This window comes from Burkholderia pulmonis (assembly GCF_984667975.1).
Window position 1 is genome coordinate 2,254,898 of the sequence record NZ_OZ480187.1, and the last position, 15,579, is coordinate 2,270,476.

At 66.7% G+C, this 15,579-nt stretch carries 16 protein-coding genes; 4 read left to right on the top strand and 12 right to left on the bottom strand.

The features are described from left to right. Positions 1–8: 8 nt before the first annotated feature. On the bottom strand, positions 9–830 hold the full coding sequence (locus tag AC5LXK_RS26775) for a hypothetical protein (RefSeq protein WP_493391684.1): 822 nt from the start codon (positions 828–830) through the stop codon (positions 9–11). A gap of 376 nt (positions 831–1,206) precedes the next feature. Between AC5LXK_RS26775 and AC5LXK_RS26780 the strand changes: the two genes are divergently transcribed. Beyond that, complete coding sequence (locus AC5LXK_RS26780) at positions 1,207–1,530, top strand: cupin domain-containing protein (RefSeq protein ID WP_493391685.1); 324 nt, start codon at positions 1,207–1,209, stop codon at positions 1,528–1,530. Positions 1,531–1,651: 121 nt separating this feature from the next. Beyond that, positions 1,652–2,377 (top strand): glutathione S-transferase, encoded by a 726-nt coding sequence (locus AC5LXK_RS26785; RefSeq protein ID WP_493391686.1) that lies wholly within the window; start codon positions 1,652–1,654, stop codon positions 2,375–2,377. A 15-nt stretch (positions 2,378–2,392) separates the two neighbouring features. Here the strand turns inward: AC5LXK_RS26785 and AC5LXK_RS26790 are convergent, their stop codons facing one another. Together AC5LXK_RS26790 and AC5LXK_RS26795 are read right to left on the bottom strand one after the other, a co-directional pair. Then, on the bottom strand, positions 2,393–2,797 hold the full coding sequence (locus tag AC5LXK_RS26790) for a DUF4440 domain-containing protein (protein ID WP_493391687.1): 405 nt from the start codon (positions 2,795–2,797) through the stop codon (positions 2,393–2,395). 15 nt (positions 2,798–2,812) lie between these two features. Beyond that, on the bottom strand, positions 2,813–4,198 hold the full coding sequence (locus tag AC5LXK_RS26795) for an MFS transporter (RefSeq protein ID WP_493391688.1): 1,386 nt from the start codon (positions 4,196–4,198) through the stop codon (positions 2,813–2,815). Positions 4,199–4,392: 194 nt separating this feature from the next. On the opposite strand from AC5LXK_RS26795, the gene AC5LXK_RS26800 reads away from it, so the two are divergent. Beyond that, positions 4,393–5,307, top strand: coding sequence for a LysR family transcriptional regulator (locus tag AC5LXK_RS26800; RefSeq protein ID WP_493391689.1), 915 nt, complete (start codon positions 4,393–4,395; stop codon positions 5,305–5,307). A gap of 84 nt (positions 5,308–5,391) precedes the next feature. Here AC5LXK_RS26800 and AC5LXK_RS26805 read toward each other — a convergent pair whose 3' ends face one another. The 5 genes from AC5LXK_RS26805 to AC5LXK_RS26825 all read right to left on the bottom strand — a co-directional run bounded on the left by AC5LXK_RS26805 (position 5,392) and on the right by AC5LXK_RS26825 (position 10,308). Further along, positions 5,392–6,924 carry an amino acid permease gene (locus tag AC5LXK_RS26805; RefSeq protein WP_493391690.1) on the bottom strand — a complete coding sequence of 511 codons (1,533 nt, stop codon included), beginning with the start codon at positions 6,922–6,924 and terminating at the stop codon, positions 5,392–5,394. Positions 6,925–7,026: 102 nt separating this feature from the next. After that, entirely contained in the window at positions 7,027–7,491 is a 465-nt protein-coding gene (locus AC5LXK_RS26810; protein WP_021158710.1) for an Lrp/AsnC family transcriptional regulator, read from the bottom strand. 98 nt (positions 7,492–7,589) lie between these two features. Further along, entirely contained in the window at positions 7,590–8,348 is a 759-nt protein-coding gene (locus AC5LXK_RS26815; protein WP_493391691.1) for a dimethylarginine dimethylaminohydrolase family protein, read from the bottom strand. Positions 8,349–8,557: 209 nt separating this feature from the next. Beyond that, positions 8,558–9,808, bottom strand: a complete 1,251-nt coding sequence (locus tag AC5LXK_RS26820) for a DUF1479 domain-containing protein (RefSeq protein WP_493391692.1) — start codon at positions 9,806–9,808, stop codon at positions 8,558–8,560. 110 nt (positions 9,809–9,918) lie between these two features. Beyond that, positions 9,919–10,308 carry a VOC family protein gene (locus AC5LXK_RS26825; RefSeq protein WP_493391693.1) on the bottom strand — a complete coding sequence of 130 codons (390 nt, stop codon included), beginning with the start codon at positions 10,306–10,308 and terminating at the stop codon, positions 9,919–9,921. A gap of 71 nt (positions 10,309–10,379) precedes the next feature. Here AC5LXK_RS26825 and AC5LXK_RS26830 point away from each other — a divergent pair, with 71 nt between their 5' ends. Beyond that, on the top strand, positions 10,380–11,357 hold the full coding sequence (locus AC5LXK_RS26830) for a helix-turn-helix domain-containing protein (RefSeq protein WP_493391694.1): 978 nt from the start codon (positions 10,380–10,382) through the stop codon (positions 11,355–11,357). A 90-nt stretch (positions 11,358–11,447) separates the two neighbouring features. On the opposite strand, the gene gltA is transcribed toward AC5LXK_RS26830, so the two are convergent. The 4 genes from gltA to sdhA are packed head-to-tail and all read right to left on the bottom strand — an operon-like array spanning position 11,448 to position 15,578. Further along, positions 11,448–12,749: a citrate synthase gene (gltA, locus tag AC5LXK_RS26835; RefSeq protein ID WP_493384852.1), complete on the bottom strand. Its 1,302-nt coding sequence runs from the start codon at positions 12,747–12,749 to the stop codon at positions 11,448–11,450. A gap of 53 nt (positions 12,750–12,802) precedes the next feature. After that, positions 12,803–13,072 carry an FAD assembly factor SdhE gene (locus tag AC5LXK_RS26840; RefSeq protein WP_039358259.1) on the bottom strand — a complete coding sequence of 90 codons (270 nt, stop codon included), beginning with the start codon at positions 13,070–13,072 and terminating at the stop codon, positions 12,803–12,805. 7 nt (positions 13,073–13,079) lie between these two features. Next, positions 13,080–13,781, bottom strand: a complete 702-nt coding sequence (locus AC5LXK_RS26845; protein WP_059237255.1) for a succinate dehydrogenase iron-sulfur subunit — start codon at positions 13,779–13,781, stop codon at positions 13,080–13,082. Positions 13,782–13,802: 21 nt separating this feature from the next. Continuing rightward, a complete protein-coding gene (sdhA, locus tag AC5LXK_RS26850; RefSeq protein WP_493391695.1) occupies positions 13,803–15,578 on the bottom strand; it encodes a succinate dehydrogenase flavoprotein subunit in 1,776 nt (591 codons plus the stop codon). Position 15,579 lies beyond the last annotated feature (1 nt).

Here is a 15,579-nt window from a genome sequence, read left to right on the forward strand (position 1 = left end):
GGAAGGCATCAGCCCTTCGGGAACGCCTGCATCGTCGCGGTCATCGCGCGCGTCAGCATCTGCGCATACATGTCGTGCACGAGATAGAGGCTGCGGTTGCGCGTCCACGGCTGGCCCGACTGCGGGTCGTACGTCGTCGGCAGCGACACCTCGGCGACGGCAGCCGCCTTCATGCCCGCCTGCTGCGAGGTCTGGATGCAGCGCTTCGCATGATCGCGATGGCCGACCACCGCGACGGTGCCCATCGCTGCCGCGCCGCCCGCGCGCGACACGGCCACGGCCGCGACGCCCGCGGTACTCAGGTACACGATCGAACCGTCGTTCGCGATCACCGGCTCGACCGACGACAGCGCGTCGGCGCCCATCCCGTATTTCGACACGAGAAAGCGCGCGATTTCCCACTGCGCGTAGACCTTGACGGGCTTCAGCTGACGAATGCGGTACACGGCATCCGCGAGCGCCTCGTTGACGGGCCCCGGATCGGGCAGCGCGGACTGGTTGCCGCCCGTGCTCGACGTGTTGCCGCTCGCCGCGTTCGGACGATTGCCGAAGCTGTATGCAACGATCGCGCCGACCTGCGCGGCCGGCACCGTCGGCAGGTCCCACGTGAAGCCGACATCGGTCATCGCCGGCACGATCGCATCGACCGTCGCCGCATCGCCGAGCTGGGCGTTCAGCTTCGCGGACATCTGCGCGGCGAGCGCGGCGTCGCTGATCGGCGCCGACGTGACATCGTCGCCGCCGCACGCGCTCAGCAGTGAAGACGCTGCGACGGCCGGCGCAGCGGCAAGGAAAGTTCTTCGGGACGAAGCCGGGGAATGCTGACTCATGGGCACGCTACGCAATGATGCGAATGACGACCGTGCCCGATATCGGGCACGGTCAACGGAATTCGCGGGGTCAAGGGGAAAGACGATCGGGTCGCGGCGCGCGAACCGGATTCGCGGCGCATCACCGATGGGCGAAGCGCGATCGTAGGCGGCGTTGGTTAAATTGCGGTGAAAGCACCGGTCGAATCCGTGCGGCCGCCGCCCGATTCCGCCATTGTTTCGCCAATGGACGAACCCGTTTCACATGTGGCGAGCGAATCGCCTCCCTGTTCCGCCGGTGGCAAAATCGCGGCAAGCACGAAGTGTCGACGACCCGACGCTCGCGCGACGACGACGCAACGCACATTCCCACGATCCGGACCTGGAGCCCGCCACGATGAAGCTCGGCCTGAAAGAATCGCTCGCCCGCCTCGACGACGAAGGCACGCTGTTCACGACGCTGTTTCGCCACGGTACGCTCGACATCGAGCTGTACCGGCCGCGCATCGAGGACCGGCAGAAGCCGCACGCGCGCGACGAGGTCTACGTGGTCACCACCGGTACGTCGCGCTTCATCGTCGACGGGCGCGAATTCGACGTCGCAGCCGGCGACGCGCTGTTCGTCCCCGCATACGCCGAACATCGCTTCACCGGCTTCTCCGACGATTTTTCGACATGGGTGTTCTTCTACGGCCCCGACGGCGGCGAACGCGGCGCGTGACACGTGACGCACGCGGCACGTTTCCTGCGATCTCCTAGACTGTCTATTCGCAGCGGGCGCCGCATGGTCGCCCCGCCGTCACGCAGCCGGCAGCGTCCGGTTCAACGAACAGGAGCACAGCATGCGATATGAACTCTATTACTGGCCCGAGATCCAGGGCCGCGGCGAATACGTGCGGCTCGCGCTGGAGGCCGCCGGAGCCGACTATGTCGACGTCGCGCGCGAATCCGGGCGCGGCATGGGCGTCTCGGCCATGATGCGCATGATGGACAGCACGAAGGCCGAATGCGTGCCGTTCGCACCGCCGTTCCTGAAGGCGGGCGACGTGGTCGTCGGGCAGACCGCGAACATCCTGCTGTTTCTCGGTGCGCGGCTCGGGCTCGCGCCCGAGGACGAAGCCGGCCGGCTGTGGGTGCACCAGATCCAGCTGACCCTCGCCGATTTCGTCACCGAGATCCACGACACGCATCATCCGATCGGCAGCGGCCTGTACTACGAGGACCAGAAGGCGGAAGCGGCCGAGCGCGCGGCCGATTTCCTCGAGAACCGGCTGCCGAAATTCCTCGGCTATTTCGATCGCCTGCTCGAACAGAATCCGCACCGGAGCGGCTATCTCGCAGGCAGAGCGCTGACCTATGCAGACCTGTCGATGTTCCAGATCGTCGAAGGCCTGCGCTATGCGTTCCCGAAAGCGATGAAACGCGCGGAGCGGAAAGTCGCGGCGCTCGTCGCGCTGCACGATCGCGTCGCGCAACATCCGCCCATCGCGCGCTATCTCGAGTCGGAACGCCGGATCCCGTTCAACGACATGGGGATCTTCCGGCACTATCCGGAGCTGGACGCATAGCGGCGCGGCGCTCGCTCACGCTTGTGCCGCGACCGGCGTTTCGTGCAGATGACGCCACACGATCAAGCCATCGGCCTCGCGCCGGAACATGGCCGTCGAGCGCCGCACCGTGCACCGCCCTTCTCCGTCGGTTTGCGTCTCGCGATAGCCGATCGCCGCGCCGTCGGACCACACGGCAAGCGCGCGCAGTTCGTCGATGCCGATCACCAGCCCGGGACGCGCGCCGTGCCCATCTGAAAACAGCGCATCGACGCCTGCGTAATCGAGCACCGTGCCCGACATCGTGATCATCGAAAATCCCGGTGAAAAACGCGCCATCAGCGTCGCGAGCCGCTCGCGGCCCGCGCGGCCGGACAGCCAGCATTCGATGTCGGCGACGGTATCGACGACTTCCTTGAAAAACGGATTCGGCAGATTCATACGGCTCTCAGGTTCTCAAAAGTGGGATGAAACGGGTTGCGCGACCGGCGCGTGGTGCCCGGGCAGTCGCGCGATCAGGCCGAGCGGCAGCAACGTCAGCAGCACCGCCAGCCCGAAACACCAGCGGTACGGCGCCAGCGACGAATGGCCCGCATCGAACGCGAGCAATGCATTGAGCGCGCTGCCGAGCACCGCGACGCCGATGCAGAAGCTCAGTTGCCGGTTGATGTTCCACAGCGCGCTCGCGTCGCCCATCCGGTCGGACGGCACTTCGGTGAAGGCCGCGCTTTGCGACGTGCTCGTGCACAGGCTCGCGCCGAACCCCATCGCGACGAACGCCGCGATGCGCACGGCTTCGGTGCTCGCCCACGGTGTCGCGAGCAGCGCGATGCCGACGCAATCGATCGCGATTCCGCCCGCGAACAGCGGCTTCGCGCCGTAGCGCGGAAAACAGCGGCGCGTCGTCGCGATCGCGAAGAACGCCGCGATCGCCCACGGCAGCATCAGCGCGCCGGCATGCGCGGCGCTCAACCCGAGCGCGTTCTGCAGATAGAGCGACGCGACGAGATTGACGCCGGTGAAGATGCCCGGCACGCACAGATAGACCACGACGCCGGTGCGCAGCAACGGCTGCGCGAGCAGGCTCAGGTCGAGCACCGGTGACGCGGCACGACGCGCATGCCGCACGTAACCGGTGGCGGCGGCAACCGCGATCGCCAGCGTCGCGAGCGGGAATACCGCACTGCCGGGCTGCCCCGCCGCGGTCAGCCCGAGCAGCAACGCGACGAGCGCCGCGGCGCTCAGGCCGAGCCCCGGCCAGTCGAGCCGCGGCGGCCGTTCGCGCGCAGCGTCGCGCGGCAACCACGCACATGCGAGCAGGCAGGCCGCTGCCGCAATCGGCACCATCGCGAAGAAAATCGCGCGCCACGACCCGCGATCGACGATCGCACCGCCGATCGCGGGCGACAACGCGGGCACGAGCAGCGCGACCATCATCACGATCGACGTGAGCCGCGCGTGGGCCTGCGGCGGATACGCACGATAGGCCATCGTCTGTCCGACCGGAATCAGCAACCCGCCGCCGAGCCCCTGGACCAGCCGCCACGCGAGCAGCGCTTCGATCGACGACGACGCGCCAATGGCAGCGCTGCCGAGCGCGAACAGCAGCAACGATGCCGCGAACACGCGGCGCTCGCCGCAGCGGCGCGCCAGCCACGTGCCGAACGGGATCACGACGGTCAGGCCCAGCACGTACATGTTGCCGACCCACGCCAGCTGCGCGACCGACGCGTGCAATTCGCGCTGCAGCGCCGGATAGGCGGCGTTCAGCATGAACATGTTCGCGAGGTCGATCGCGAATCCGAGCAGGTAGACGACGGCGATTCTGGAACGGACTGGCATGGCGCGGCCGGGACATCAGGAAACGCCGCAGTGTAGAGGCCGGCAGCCGGGCCGGTAAGCAGCCGGATTCGACCAGTCCGGTCGAAAAATTTTGACAATCGGCGCAGGCACGGCCGCGCCGCGTGTCACACGCGGCCGCACATTCGGGTACCCTTCGGGCGATCCAGTGCACTGACAGGACCCGCAACCCGACCATGGTGAGCCTCGATCGTTTCGTCGTATTCCGTGCCGTGGTCGAGGCCGGCTCGTTCACGGCCGCCGCGACCGCGCTGAACCAGGCACGCGCGGCCGTCAGCTTCAACATCAAGCAGCTCGAAGCGGAGCTCGGCGTCACGCTGCTCACGCGGACGACCCGGCGCGTCGAGCTGACCGATGCCGGCGAGCGCTTCTACCGGCGCTGCCTGCGCGTGCTCGACGAAGCCGAAGGCGCGATCGACGAGGTGCGCGGCGAACACGGCGGGATGGCCGGCGTCCTGCGCGTAACGTCGACGGTCGAGTATGCGGCGCGCATCCTCGCACCGGCGCTGCATGCGTTCACCGCACTGCATCCCGCGCTGCGCGTGCGGCTCGACACGCATACGTCGCAGGCCGATCTCGTGCGCGACCGCTTCGACGTCGCGATCCGGCTCGGCCGCCACGAGCACTTTCGCGACCTGCCGTATCGCGGCGTCTGCCTCGGCACGTACGACGTGCTGCCCGTGATGGCGCCCGGCCTGCCTGCGCAGGCCGGCGTCCCGCAACCGGCGTCGCCCGACGACCTGGCGCGCCTGCCGCAGCTCGGCCACAGCCGGCTCGAGCGAATCGCGGAATGGACGCTCACCGATCGCGCGGGCAACGAACACGCGTTCCGGCCGCATGCGAAACCGCGCATCGTCGTCGACAACGCGTCGGTGCTGTGCGAACTGGCACGCCAGGGCAGCGGCGTCGCGCTGCTGCCCGAATGGCTCGTGCACGACGATCTCGAAAGCGGCGCGCTGGTCGATGCGCTGCCTGCGTACCGGTTTCCGCAACAGAACGTCTATGCACTGTACGTCGCGACGCGACACGTACCGCAAAAAGTACGCGCGTGGGTGGATTTCATGAAGGCGCAGCTGAAGCAGGCGCGCTGACCGCGCATTGCGGCGTGGCCCGTTTCGACGGGGCCGGCCGCGCGACGCAGCCGGCTCCCGTTGCCGCGCTACCCCCGCGTGCGATCAGTGCGGCTGCCCGTGCTGCGTGGCCGCCGCGTCGACGGCCTCGACCGAGCGCGTCAGCCACGGCCCGATATCCATCTCCTCGTAGCGCACGAGCCGGCTCTTGCGCGCACGGCGATACGCCCACCAGATCGCGACGAACAGCGGAATCCACACGTAGATCGACAGCACTTCCATCCAGTCGATGCGCGCCGCGAAGAATGCCTGGTAATCCTGCCCGAGCGAAATCACGATGCAGATCGCGATCGCGAACAGCGGCCCGAACGGAAACCATTTCGCGCGATACGGCAGTTGGTCGAGCCGGTAGCCCTGCTTCAGGAACCCCTTGCGGAACCGGTAATGGCACACCGCGATGCCGAGCCACGCGATAAAGCCGGTGATGCCGACCGTATTGAGCAGCCACAGATAGATGCTCTGGTTGTTGGTGAGCGACGTGAGGAAGCACAGCCCGCCGACCGCCATCGTCGCGTACAGCGCGTTGCGCGGCACGCCGCCCGGCGACAGCGTCGCGAACATCGCCGGCGCGCGCCCTTCCGATGCGAGGTTGTACAGCATTCGTGTCGCCGCGTAGGTGCCGGAGTTGCCGGCCGACAGCACGGCCGTCAGGATCACCAGATTCATCGCGCCGGCGGCCAGCGGGAAACCCGCGTGGCTGAACACCAGCGTGAACGGGCTCACGCCGATGTCGGTCACGTCGCTCTTCAGCAGGTTCGGGTCGGTGTACGGCACGAGCAGGCCGATCACGAAGATCGCGAGCACGTAGAACAGCATGATCCGCCAGAAGATCTGCTTCACCGCGCGCGGAATCGTCTTGCGCGGATTTTCCGATTCGCCGGCCGTGATCCCCACCAGCTCGGTGCCGAGGAACGAGAAGCCCGCGATCAGCGCGACGCTCATCATCGCGTGCACGCCGCCGACGAACGGCGCGTCGCCCGTCGTGAAATTGCGCCAGCCGACCGGATGCCCGGTGCCGAGCACGCCGGCCGCGATCAACAGCCCGGCCGCGATGAACGCGATCACGGTGACGACCTTGATCAGCGAGAACCAGTATTCCGATTCGCCGAAGCCGCGCACCGACAGCGTGTTGAGCAGGAAGATCAGCACGAGGAAGCCTGCGCCCCACCACACGCCCGGCACCGACGGGAACCAGTAGCGCATCACGATCTGTGCGGCGACCAGCTCGATCGCGATCGTCACGGCCCAGCTGTACCAGTAGGTCCAGCCGAGCGCGACGCCGAAGCCTTCGTCGACATACTTCTCGCCATAGATCGCGAACGAACCCGACACCGGCATCAGTGCGGCCATCTCGCCGAGCCCGGTGACGACGAAGTAGACCATGATCCCGATCGCGAGATACGCGGCGATCGCGCCGCCCGGCCCCGCCTGCGCGACCGACGCGCCCGACGCGACGAACAGCCCCGTGCCAATCGAACCGCCGATCGCGATCATCGCGATGTGGCGGCCCTGCAGACGGCGCTTCAACGCCGTCCCGGACGGTGCGGCCGTCTCCGCTGCCGCTTGCATAGCATCCATAGTGTTCACCCTGATTGTGATCCGGCCAGCCGATTTGATTCGGAATGCAAATCGATTGCCCTGGTCATTCGCCTCGAAACCGGCCCTGCCCGGCCGGTCGCCTCACACGACGCTGCGCTTGATCGCCTGCAGTTCGGCCGTCGTCACGATCTTCTCGATCCGGAACCGCGGGCTTTCCAGCCACACGTTCGCGATCCGCCGGTACTCGTCGAGATCCTCGCACGCGAGCCGCACGAGAAAATCGAACGTGCCGCTGACGAGCCAGCAATCGAGCACGGCCGGATTCGCGCGCATTTCGTCCTCGAACGGCGCCTGCGAACGCCCGTGGTCGGCCAGCACGATCTGCGCGATCACGACGATCGGCTTGGTCGCGCGCGGCGCCTTGATCACCGCGCGGTACCCTTCGATCACGCCGAGCGCCTCGAGCCGCTCCACACGCGCCTGGCAGGGCCGCGGCGTGAGGTTCACGAGCTCCGACAGCTTCCGGTAGGAAATCCGTCCGTCGGTACGCAGGATGTCGAGGATCCGGAGATCGATCTTGTCGAGCTGCATCTTCTTGTCGGTCATCCGCGTTCGCTCCGGTCGGATCGTGGCTGGTACGCGGAACGCCTGCCGTTCCGCGCGGGGGCCACATTATCCGGCCGAAGCGGCCGCGCGCCAATCGGCTAGAACCGCAACGACAGGCAGGTCAGGCCGCCGTCCATCTTGCGGAACTCGCTCGTGTCGATCACGTGCAGCGGCATGCCGAGCGACGCGATCGCGTCATGGACGCGCGGATAGCCGGCCGGCGTGATCAGCGTGCCGTTCACGCGCAGCGTGTTGCCCGCGTATTCGTCGGCGGCCGACACCGCGATCCGGCGATAGTCGGCAAACGCCGGATGGGCGGTCAGCGCTTCGGTCACGAGCAGCGTGTCGTCGCCGAGCGCGTTGACGACCGATTTCAGGTGCAGGCCGGCGCCGACCGGCACCGCGACGACCGCGTAGCCGTAGCGCGACACCAGCGATTCGAATTCGGCGATGCCTTCCGCGTCGGTGCGGCCCGTCAGACCGATGAAGAAACGCTTGCCGACCAGCATCACGTCGCCGCCGTCGAGACGGCCGGCCTGCATCGGCAGCAGGTCGCGATGCGCGGCAAGCGCCGCTTCGATATGCTCCGTCTCGCCGCGCCGGGCCGGCGCGCCGGGGCGCGTGATCACCGCAAATTCCGGCGTCACGACGGCGACGTCCTCGACGAAGTGCGAATCGGGGAACCCGTCCAGCGGCGGCAGCTCGGTCAGTTCGACGCCAAGCGTGCGCAACGCGTCGCAATACGCATGGAACTGCGTGAGCGTCTTGTCGTAGTCGGGCGCGCCGAGTTCGGCGGTGGTCAGGCCCGCGCCACAGGACGGCGCGGGACGGCGAACGATCGCTTGCGTGAATTGCATCGACTCCTCCATGATCTGCGCCGCACCCGTGCGGCGCACGGGCCGGCGGCGTTGTGTCCGGACCATTATCGGAAGCCAAATTGCGCAATTCGTGTCGATTTCGGCTGCGCCGACAGCCGATTGCGTCGAATTGCGCGCGGCACGCAGCCGATTCGGCAGATGGCCGTTCCCCGCCGTGCGAACGGCGGCTTTCGCACTCGGGGCGGCCGTTACGCGCCCTGCCCGAACCCCATCTGCGCGCGGCCCAGCGCCGTCAGGTCGCCGGCCTCGCCGCGCCCGTCGAAGTCGACCTCGAAATGGTCGGCCGGGAAATCGGGCGGGCTGTCGCCGCGCAGGAACGCGTGCCGCTGGCGCTGCAGGTACGCGTCGTTCTTCGCGCGGCCCGGCGCGGCCGCGATGTACATCACGTTGCTGTCGCCGCTGCCGCGATGCGCGTCCTCGACCGCATGCACGACGTCGCCGTGCCAGAACACCGCGTCGCCCGGCTCCATGTGCGGGATCGGCACCAGCGCGTCGAGCAGCAGCGCGTGCCATTCGGGCCGGATCGACAGCGCGCGGCCGGGACGCGCGCCGCACAGGTCGTCGTCGGCGACATCGTCCTGCAGCGCGCGCAGCACGACGTAGGCCATCGCGTTCGCAACCGGGATCAGCTGCAGCGTGCCGTCGCCCGGCCCCTGCGGCGTCAGCGCGGTCCAGCCCTGGAACGTGCGGAACATCGAACACACGGCCGGCGACGGAATCTCCTCGACGTCGGGACGGAACGCCGCGTCGAACGGGTCGTAGTCGCGCCAGTGGCCGGCCAGCACGTGGCGATAGACCTGCCGGAAGTTCGGGCCGAGCCAGCGTTCGACGGAACCGCCGTCGACATGCGGCGACAGCCCGAGCGACGTCGAACCGGGCGGCCGCCGGCGAATCCGGTCCGCATACACGGGCACCTGGCCGGGATCGAAATGTGTGCGCGCTTCGTCCGCGTGCTGCCACAGACGGTTCAGGAACACCCGTGCCTGCGTGAGTGCCGGCGACTGGCGCGCGGCCACCTGCGGCTTCGACCAGTAGACGCCGTAGATCTGCGGCTTGCCCGATGCGAGATTGCCGAAATAACGGTCTTCCGCACGCGCATTCAACCGGTCGGCGAAGCGGTTCGCGTCCAGATACGCGCCGATCTCGTCGTTCCAGTCGCGTGCCTGCCGCGCATCGAACACGCCGCGGATCACGACCGCGCCATGCGTACGGATCGCGGCAATCGCGTGCGGATCGACAGTCCCGCCCGCGATTGCCGCAAACGGCACGACCGGAATCACGTCCTGGCCATGCGCCTGCGCGCGGCGGATCGCATCGACCTGCCGCGCGATGTCGCCCTCCAGTTCGCGGAACGTGGCCGCATAACCGGGCAGGTCGGCACGCAGCCCCCGTTTCGCCGCCCGGATCGCAGCAGGCAGATCGTCAATCGTCAGTTGCATCGTGGTCTCCTCGCTGAAGCCTGTCGTGATGTGCTGTCAGCGTAAGGCCGGCAGATGGCCGCGATCACTTCTATCCGGCCAACTATCGATACAATCGTGACAACCCTGCGTCACTCGGGACGATGGCAGACCACGCAGAGCTTGTTGCCGTCCGGGTCGCGGAAATAGGCGCCGTAGTAGTGGCGGTGATAGTCGGGCCTCAAGCCGGGCGGCCCTTCGCAGGTGCCGCCATGCCGCAGCGCGAGCGCGTGGCAGCGATCGACGTGCGCGCGAGTCGGCGCAGCGAACGCAATCGTGTGGCCATTGCCCGGATCCGGCGCGCGGCCGTCGAGCGGTTTGCCGAAGAAGAACAGCGGCCGATCGACGTCGGCCGGCATCCAGCCGGACCAGCCGTCCGGCTCGCGGAATTTCAGGCGCAGCCCGAGTTCCGCGAACAGCGGCGCGTAGAAATCGTAGGCGCGTGTCGTATCGCCAACGCCTACGCAAACATGTGAAAACATGGCATCGCTCCGTGGTCACGATCGCGTTCACGATCATGCCACGACACGCTGCCGCCCCTCCGGAGCCCGCGATGAAACCGCACTACGAGCATGTGACGTTCGCGCCCGGCTGTTCGATCCGCGTCTACCACCGCCAGCTCGCGCGCATCCCGTTCGAATGGCACCGCCATCCCGAGCACGAACTGACGCTGACGCTCAACAGCCGCGGCCAGCGTTTCATCGGCGATCACGTCGCGCGCTACGCGGACGACGATCTCGTACTCGTGCCGCCCAACGTGCCTCATACGTGGTCGTCGAACGCGCGCATCGATCGCGACGCGCCCGAAGTCGCGCTCGTCGTCTGGTTCGACGGCGACTGGGTGCGGCGGCTGGCCGACTGCTGTCCCGAATACGCGCCGCTGCGCTCGCTGCTGCGACGCGCGGCGCCGGGCCTGCACTTCGGCGTGGAGACGGCCCGCGCGATGCGCGCACGGCTGCCGCAATTGCTCGATCCTTCGCCGCGCGTGCGGCTCGCGGCCACGCTCGATACGCTTGCCGATCTCGCGGAAGCCGGTGGCGAACCGCTCGCCACCGCGCATGCATACGACAGGCCCGACGGCTCGGCCTCGCCGGCCGACACGGCCGTGCCCGACACCGAACGCCTCGACCGCGTGCTCGACGCGATCGACCTGCATTTCCACGAACCGCTGCGCATCGACGCCCTCGCGGCTGCCGCGCACATGTCCGAACGTACGCTGCAACGCCTGTTCGTCCGGCATCTCGGCGAAAGCGTCGGCCGCTACGTGCAGCGGCTGCGGCTCGCGCACGCGTGCCGCCATCTGGTCGGCACCGACTGGCCGATCGCGACGGTGGCCGCACGCTGCGGCATTCCGAATGCCGCGAACTTCAACCGCCAGTTCCTCGCCGCGCGCGGCACGACGCCGGGCGCGTACCGGCAGTTCTTCAAGCAGCACGGCCACGCGCCCGACGACGAAGCGCCCGCGCTCGATACGCGGCCGCCGTCGCTGGAACGCCGCGCCGGATCGGGCAAACCCCGGGCGCACAAATGAAAACACCCCGACGGGCGGACCCGTCGGGGTGTCATGGCGCGGCGATTGCCCGACGCGAGCGGCCTGCCGGCCGTTCGCGCCACACACGGCTTAACGTGCGCTGATCGGCTTCGCTTCGCGCGGCGTATCGCCGATGAACAGCTGACGCGGACGGCCGATCTTCTGTTCCGGATCGGCAATCATTTCGTTCCACTGTGCGATCCAGCCGACCGTACGTGCCATCGCGAAGATACACGTGAACATCGACGTCGGGATGCCCAGCGCGCGCTGGACGATGCCCGAGTAGAAGTCGACGTTCGGGTACAGCTTGCGCGACACGAAGTATTCGTCTTCCAGCGCGATCTTCTCGAGCTGCATCGCGAGCTTGAACAGCGGGTCGTCGTGCAGGCCCAGTTCGTTCAGCACTTCGTAGCACGTTTCGCGCATCAACTTCGCACGCGGATCGTAGTTCTTGTACACGCGGTGACCGAAGCCCATCAGCTTCACGCCCGAATTCTTGTCCTTCACCTGCTTGATGAATTCGGGGATGTTGTCCGGCGAACCGATCTGCTCGAGCATGTTCAGCGCGGCTTCGTTCGCACCACCGTGCGCCGGGCCCCACAGACATGCGATACCGGCTGCGATACAGGCGAACGGGTTCGCACCCGACGAACCCGCGAGGCGGACCGTCGACGTCGAAGCGTTCTGCTCGTGGTCAGCGTGCAGGATCAGGATACGGTCGAGCGCGCGGACGAGCACGTCGTTGACCTTGTACTCTTCGCACGGGTTCGAGAACATCATGTGCATGAAGTTCGCGCTGTACGACAGTTCGTTCTTCGGATAGACGAACGGCTGGCCGATGCTGAACTTGTACGCCATCGCGACGAGCGTCGGCAGCTTCGCGATCATGCGGATCGCCGACACTTCGCGGTGACGCGGGTCGTTGATGTCGAGCGAGTCGTGATAGAACGCGGACAGCGCGCCGACTGCGGCGACCAGCACCGCCATCGGGTGCGCGTCGCGGCGGAAGCCACGGAAGAAGAAGTGCATCTGCTCGTGCACCATCGTGTGCTTCGTGACGGTGTCGACGAATTCCTTCTTCTGCGCGGCGTTCGGCAGCTCGCCCTTCAGCAGCAGGTAGCAGCTTTCGAGGAAGTCCGCGTTTTGCGCGAGGTTGTCGATCGGGTAGCCGCGGTACAGCAGCTCGCCCTTGTCGCCGTCGATGTACGTGATCGCCGAATTACAAGCTGCCGTCGACATGAAGCCCGGGTCGTACGTGAACTTGCCGGTCTGGCCGTACAGCTTGCGGATGTCGATTACGTCCGGGCCCAACGTGCCCTTGTAGATCGGCAGTTCGACGCTAGGCGAATTGTCGCTGAACGATAGCGTGGCTTTAACATCAGACGGAGTCATGGCACATCCTCAATCGAAATAAAGAAACGGGATTCGATAACGGGCGTAACGCGTTACACGTTGCGCAGCATCTCCAACAGCCGGTGAATGTCCGGGCTGTCTAGGTCGCCTTCTGGTTCCTTGCGCGCGAGGAGCAAGTCCATCAGGTCGTTGTCGCTCAGATCGAGCAGGCGCGACAACGCGCCTACGTCTGCATCGGTGAGGTCATGCTCGTATCTGCTGAAGAAACGCTCGAAGATGATGTCGTTTTCCAGCAGACCCCGCCGCGCGCGCCAGCGGAGGCGCGCGCGACGGTGCGGGTCGGATTGATGCGAATCGCTCATCTCGACCTTAAACAGCGCGGCGGACCATCAGTTCCTTGATCTTGCCGATCGCCTTCGTCGGGTTCAGGCCCTTCGGGCAGACGTCGACGCAGTTCATGATCGTGTGGCAACGGAACAGACGGTACGGGTCTTCCAGGTTGTCGAGACGCTCGCCGGTGGCCGTGTCGCGGCTGTCCGCGATGAAGCGGTAAGCCTGCAGCAGGCCGGCCGGGCCGACGAACTTGTCCGGGTTCCACCAGAAGCTCGGGCACGACGTCGAGCAGCTCGCGCACAGAATGCACTCGTACACGCCGTCGAGCTCGTCGCGTTCTTCCGGCGACTGGAGGCGTTCCTTCTCCGGCGGCGGCGCGTCGTTGATCAGGTACGGCTTGATCGAGTGGTACTGGTTGAAGAAGTGCGTCATGTCGACGATCAGGTCGCGCACGACGGGCAGGCCCGGCAGCGGACGCAGCACGATCTTCTGCGGCAGGTCGTTCAGGTTCGTCAGGCACGCGAGACCGTTCTTGCCGTTGATGTTCATCGCGTCCGAACCGCACACGCCTTCGCGGCACGAACGGCGGAACGACAGCGTCTCGTCCAGTGCCTTCAGCTTCACCAGTGCGTCGAGCAGCATGCGCTCATGCTGGATGTCGAGCTCGTACGTCTGCATGCGCGGCGCTGCGTCCTTGTCCGGATCGTAGCGGTAGACTTCAAAAATGCGTTTTGCCATTTCGGATTCCTTTGACTCGGCTTAGAACGTGCGCGGCTTCGGCGGCACGGATTCGACCGTCAGCGGCTTCATTTGAACCGGCTTGTAGTCGAGGCGATCGCCTTCGCTGTACCACAGCGTGTGGCGCAGCCAGTTCTCGTCGTCGCGATGTTCGTAGTCGCTGTGTGCGTGCGCGCCACGGCTTTCCTTGCGCGCTTCCGCCGACACCATCGTGGCGCGGGCCACTTCGATCAGGTTCTCCAGCTCGAGCGCTTCGACGCGCGCGGTGTTGAACACTTTCGACTTGTCCTTCAGGTGGATGTTTTCCACACGCGCTGCCAGGCCGGCCATCTGGTCGACGCCTTCCTTCAGCAGTTCCGACGTGCGGAACACGCCTGCGTGCTTCTGCATCGTCGCGCGGATGTCGTTCGCGACGTCCTGCGTGTACTCGCCCGACGTCGACTTCTCGAGCTTCGCCAGGCGCGCCAGCGAGAACTCGCCTGCGTCGGCCGGCAGCGGCTTGTGGTCGCGCTGGTTCTTCACGTGCTCGACGATGTGGTTGCCGGCCGCACGGCCGAACACCACGAGGTCCAGCAGCGAGTTCGTGCCGAGGCGGTTCGCGCCGTGCACGGACACGCACGAGCATTCGCCCACTGCGTAGAAACCGTTGACCGGTTCCTTGTGATCGCGCGACGTGCCGACGACCTGACCGTGGATGTTGGTCGGGATGCCGCCCATCTGGTAGTGGATCGTCGGGACGACCGGGATCGGTTCCTTGATCGCGTCGACGTTCGCGAACTTCAGCGCGATTTCGCGGATCGACGGCAGACGCTTCATGATCGTCTCGGCGCCGATGTGCGACAGGTCGAGCAGCACGTGATCCTTGTTCGGACCGACGCCGCGACCTTCCTTGATTTCCTGGTCCATCGAACGCGACACGAAGTCACGCGGTGCCAGATCCTTCAGCGTCGGCGCGTAGCGCTCCATGAAACGCTCGCCGTTCGCGTTGCGCAGGATACCGCCTTCGCCGCGCACGCCTTCGGTGATCAGCACGCCCGCGCCGGCCACGCCGGTCGGGTGGAACTGCCAGAACTCCATGTCCTGCAGCGCGATGCCCGAGCGGGCAGCCATGCCGAGGCCGTCGCCGGTGTTGATGAACGCGTTGGTCGATGCCGCGAAGATCCGGCCTGCGCCGCCCGTCGCGAACAGCGTCGTCTTGCCTTCCATGATGTAGACGTCGCCCGTCTCCATCTCGAGGGCCGTCACGCCGAGCACGTCGCCGTCCGCGTCTCGGATCAGGTCGAGCGCCATCCATTCGACGAAGAACTGCGTCTTCGCTTCGACGTTCTGCTGGTACAGCGTGTGCAGCAGCGCGTGACCGGTACGGTCGGCGGCCGCGCAAGCGCGCTGGACCGGCTTCTCGCCGTAGTTCGCGGTGTGGCCGCCGAACGGGCGCTGGTAGATCGTGCCGTCGGCATTACGGTCGAACGGCATGCCGAAGTGCTCGAGCTCGTACACGACGTTCGGCGCTTCACGGCACATGAATTCGATCGCGTCCTGGTCGCCGAGCCAGTCGGAGCCCTTGATCGTGTCGTAGAAGTGGAAGTGCCAGTTGTCTTCGCTCATGTTGCCGAGCGACGCACCGATACCGCCCTGCGCGGCCACCGTGTGCGAACGGGTCGGGAACACCTTCGACAGCACGCCGACCGACAGGCCCGCGCGCGACAGTTGCAGCGCTGCGCGCAAGCCGGAGCCGCCCGCGCCGACGATCACCACGTCGAACTTGCGGCGCGGGAGGTTAGTTTTGATTGCAGCCATT